Origin of the sequence: Bavariicoccus seileri WCC 4188 (assembly GCF_000421665.1) — a bacterium.
In the GTDB taxonomy this organism is placed as follows: Bacteria; Bacillota; Bacilli; order Lactobacillales; family Aerococcaceae; genus Bavariicoccus; species Bavariicoccus seileri.
The window spans coordinates 1-4,232 of record NZ_ATXL01000082.1; the positions used below are offsets into that span (position 1 = coordinate 1).

A 4,232-nucleotide genomic window follows, 5' to 3' on the forward strand; every position below is an offset into this window, starting at 1 on the left:
GTTGGTAGGTCTTTTTCATGATATTTAACTCTTCTTCAGTGTGTTGATTGGGATGTGAGTGGGGCTTTGTACTCTTATTTCTTAAACTATCCCATGTCCCATCATAGTTGTCTCTCCAACGTTTGACTTGCATCCGATTTGTGTGATATTTGCGTGCAGCCTTGGCATTATTATCATGTCTAACCGCATAATCAACGACTTTCTTTCTGTATCGCATTTCTTCTGTTATAATATTCTTCATAGGGGAAGCTTTCCTTTCTGTGGTGTGGTAATTACAGTATAGCAGAAGCTTCCTCTATTTTTTTATTTTCATGTAACACATGTATTGTAACCTTACAAAGACGTTAAACACTAAAAACATTGAGCCAACGATAGTAAATGGAATACTTGCCATCCCAGCTGCCATTACAGCACGTACGATTTTAAACTGTGATACCTTACCCATTGGACCCATTAAATATTTTTCTAAAAAACCAAATATTTTATCCATTTTATTAATTCCTTTCTCTTCTGTTATCCCTTACTAATGTGTAATCGCTTTCTTGTAAGCCATGATTCGACCATAATGACGATCCTTGTGACGACTGATTAACTGCAACTTGCGCTCTACAACGACACATAGCAAAGCACCCAACACTAGCATCAATAAGACAACACTCTTGCCTTCTGAACTATTTTTGACGAATGGAAATAGAGACGTAAACAAAGGGGTATAAACGCTGAAACATAAGACAGCATTCAAAGCTAACTGCACCCTATAATATAAGCGCGTGCTAGGGATTTCAGAACGATGATCACGATAGGTCTTGATCTGCTCCCAAACGACAACTACCATCCCAACTAGCAACACAAGTGGTAACCCTAAAAAGATACTTTTCGTGCCAGCGAGGAATACAAACCAGTAGAGATTAGAAAAGAAAAATACTGCTGTGATGTAGCGAATCAAAAGATAGCGATTAAAATACATATTCCTGAGGCCAACTTCTTGCCGCTTTTTTTCCATAGTTGCCTTTGCTTGTTTATTGGACATCACTGTCTACCTCCTTTCTACTTTTCCTTAAGCGGACCGTTGATAAAGATAATTCATTTCAATAGCAACTTCTCTTAGGGTCATGGTCGTCATTAAGTGGTCTTGCGCATGGACCATAATGATCTCCATGTCGATTTTTTCGCCACCGGCATATTCTTGTAGCAAAGTCGTTTGACTTTTATGAGCTAGGAGTAGCTCTTGATTAGCGTCTTCTAAAAGTTCGTCTGCTTTGGTCGTTTCACCTTGACGCATAGCGCCAAAAGCTTCGTGGACCTTCGTGCGAGCTGAGCCACTATGTAAAATGATCTCAAAAGCCACTTGCTGTAATTCTTCACTAGGCATTTGTTTTTCCATGTTATGTCATCTCCTTCCTCACATGACTCTTAATAACACGTTTGTTATCGTGGTGTATTCTGGATGAGTGATAATTTCTTCTTGGGCTTTCTCATCATCGATCAATTCAATGATTGCCTTAGTCACTTGTGGTAGATTTTCGTTTTCGTGATACGAAGGTGACAGCAAAAACACTAATTTAATCTGTTGATAGTTGCTATCCCATTCTAAACCCGTGGGAACGATGCCTACCGCAATTTTACCCGTCACACCGACTGGCATAGCAGGATGTGGAACTGCGATCGACTCACTAAAAACAATGGGGTTCATTGCTCCCCTTTGGTTGATCTGATCCAAAAGTTTCTCGGTAAAATCGGCAGACTCATGATCACTCAAAAGCCTTGCTAACTTGGCAAGCACTTGGTCTTTCGATACAGCTTGATCAAAACAATAGATAAAGGAATCTTTCAGATAACTCGATAGTACTTTTTCTTTATAATAATGAGGCTGTTCTCTTGGCATGATCCTATCACTCATTACATCGGTTTGGTCAATAAAGTGACGAATCTTTTCAATATCCTGTTGGGACAAAAAGACACTGACAGATATGACTGGAACCTTAAAAATAAGAGTCGACATATCGATGGAGGAGATGATCACGTCAATATTGGTCAAGCTATCCTCTGTTATCTCATAGTAGCCTTTGACATCAACAACTGTTAAATGCTTGCCAAACTCCTTATTAAGGCGATTCTTTAACAGTTGCGCACTTCCGTAACCTGTCGCACAAATCACTAACACTTGGAGCTTATGGACATCCTTATACTTTTCATAGGCCGCCATCAAGTGTAAAGCTAGATAGGCCCACTCATCATCGCTGACCTCCTGACGCTGTAAACTCGGTATGAGGTTCAAATATTCCTTACTAGTCGCAAATGCAATCTGGTACTTTTCGGTGATTTCTGTTAAAAGCGGATTTTCTAAACGAATGCCATTTTCCAATCTGACCATCATTGGCAAGAGATGATCCATTAAGCCGTTGATTAATGCTTGATCCTCATCAAATGGAATGCTAGTATCTTTAGCTAAGACCTGAAGACTCTGTTCTAGTTCTCGTTTTAAGGTTAAGTCCTTATGCCTCGTATCACTCTTTTTATTTGATTTAGCCATCAAGTGGATCGTCAAGTAGCCGACTTCAGCTTCTGGGAAAGTAACATGTGAACTCGCTTCGATACGCTTTAAAATACGTTGAGCCACCTGGTGTTCTAGACGATGGGAAATAGCTATTTCTTCCCCGATTTCCTGTACTTCAAAGCCAGCACTGATTCGTTTTAAACTTAACGCTAAATGTAACACCAGATTTTGGATAACAAAATCCGATACCTTCAAATGAGCCTCTCGACATTCATCAAGGACAATGATTGTCATCGCCTCAAAACTCATATCCTTAAAATAATCAGCATTCCCCATGTAGCGTTGAATCGAATTAGACAAGGAGTTTGAGAAAAAATAAGTCATGATGAAATGACGCTTATCTCGTTCCTTACCAACAATCGATAAGCCAGAATTAGGTCTACTTTTGACCGTCAACCTGTAAGGCTTCAACATTTCTTTGATCTCTGACATATCGTTTGTCAGTGTCGAACGACTGACATACAGCCGCTCTGACAAGTCATCCAACAGTAAATACTCTTCCTCTAGTAACAGCTTATTTAAAATAAAACTTTGCCGCTCTTTTGTATCACTAATTCCCGATTCTGGCGCTGGACTTTTGGTAATGATGCCACTTTGATTCATGAAAATATCAAAAGCCAAAGGTTGATTGACTGTCAACTTATAGCCATAGCCAGGTTTTGACACAATACTAGCACCATTTTCAGCTACTAACTCTGCTAAATGATTGAGGTAAGTCCTAACCGTCCGATCAGATAAGGATAGATGACTCGCTAGAACCTGACTTGTCACAAACTCATCTCTTTGTGCAAATATTTGGTGTAATAAGTCACGTTCTTTTTGCTTCATGGCAAGTCCCCCTATAACCTCAATAGTCAGCTAGCAACTAAGTGCCACATTAATCCTGACACCTAACTATATTACTAACTAGTTTTCTTCCTAAGTTGATTATATATTTTCAGAGACGACTTCCGCCAGTTTGGCGATGCCAGTTGGAATCGGAACATATGCTTGAAATGGAATACTAATCACTGGCTTTCCGACCTCGGCCCCGATTCGTTTGAATTTATCTAAATACATGGACGTTTGTGGGCTAATCAAGAAAAGATCAAAATCACTATTTCTGATTTTACCCTCCCCCTCAGTTGCCGGAACAGCATCCAAGATGACATCTTCATTTTTCTCTTTGAAATAATCTGTTGTTTTCTTGGCCATCATAGAAGAAGACATCCCTGCTGCACAAATGATCAATGCTTTTTTCGTCATAACGCTCCATCCTTTCACTTATATAACTTTCGATTATGTGAATGACTGACTCTTCCTTCACACTTACACTATATAGTGAAACAGATTTCATATCCAACGGAACTTTTTCCTTAGTACTACGGAAAAACCTTGGTCACGAGCTTTTATAAGGTCTATTATGACAATCATTTAAGAAATAAAGATTCTTTTATGTCATCGTTCAAGGAAAAAAAGGTTAAAAATGGCTGATTCACACCACTTTTAACCCTTTTTTCTTTTTAAGTGACGAATTTACAATTTAAGTGCAACAACAATAATAAAATAAAAAAAAGATCCATAGTTTTCCTATAAAATAGATGTACCAACCAACTATTAGAAGGAGAAAGCTATGAATCCATACACACATCTTACCATGAATGAGCGAGAAACAATATTCCTAATGTATGAACAA

The 4,232-nt window shown here is 38.7% G+C and carries 5 protein-coding genes and 1 pseudogene; all 6 read right to left on the reverse strand.

Annotated elements, in window-relative coordinates; genetic code table 11:
* Nucleotides 1-241 (reverse strand): helix-turn-helix domain-containing protein (locus H541_RS0110595; protein ID WP_022797254.1); only part of this gene is annotated, 241 nt, incomplete at its 3' end.
* Nucleotides 242-340: 99 nt separating this feature from the next.
* Nucleotides 341-481 (reverse strand): annotated as a pseudogene (gene celB, locus H541_RS0110600) (PTS cellobiose transporter subunit IIC); the annotation flags it as partial.
* A gap of 42 nt (nucleotides 482-523) precedes the next feature.
* Entirely contained in the window at nucleotides 524-1,030 is a 507-nt protein-coding gene (locus H541_RS0110605; RefSeq protein ID WP_022797256.1) for a hypothetical protein, read from the reverse strand.
* A 27-nt stretch (nucleotides 1,031-1,057) separates the two neighbouring features.
* Nucleotides 1,058-1,372, reverse strand: coding sequence for a PTS cellobiose transporter subunit IIA (locus H541_RS0110610; protein WP_026501791.1), 315 nt, complete (start codon nucleotides 1,370-1,372; stop codon nucleotides 1,058-1,060).
* Nucleotides 1,373-1,402: 30 nt separating this feature from the next.
* A complete protein-coding gene (locus H541_RS0110615; RefSeq protein ID WP_022797258.1) occupies nucleotides 1,403-3,385 on the reverse strand; it encodes a BglG family transcription antiterminator in 1,983 nt (660 codons plus the stop codon).
* A 99-nt stretch (nucleotides 3,386-3,484) separates the two neighbouring features.
* Nucleotides 3,485-3,802, reverse strand: a complete 318-nt coding sequence (locus tag H541_RS0110620; protein WP_022797259.1) for a PTS cellobiose transporter subunit IIB — start codon at nucleotides 3,800-3,802, stop codon at nucleotides 3,485-3,487.
* Nucleotides 3,803-4,232: the final 430 nt, after the last annotated feature.

Bases quoted from the DNA above. Each gene is read 5' to 3' on its own strand.
- H541_RS0110605 (WP_022797256.1), bottom strand. From the start codon at position 1,030: ATGTCCAATAAACAAGCAAAGGCAACTATGGAAAAAAAGCGGCAAGAA.
- H541_RS0110610 (WP_026501791.1), bottom strand. From the start codon at position 1,372: ATGCCTAGTGAAGAATTACAGCAAGTGGCTTTTGAGATCATTTTACAT.
- H541_RS0110615 (WP_022797258.1), bottom strand. From the start codon at position 3,385: ATGAAGCAAAAAGAACGTGACTTATTACACCAAATATTTGCACAAAGA.
- H541_RS0110620 (WP_022797259.1), bottom strand. From the start codon at position 3,802: ATGACGAAAAAAGCATTGATCATTTGTGCAGCAGGGATGTCTTCTTCT.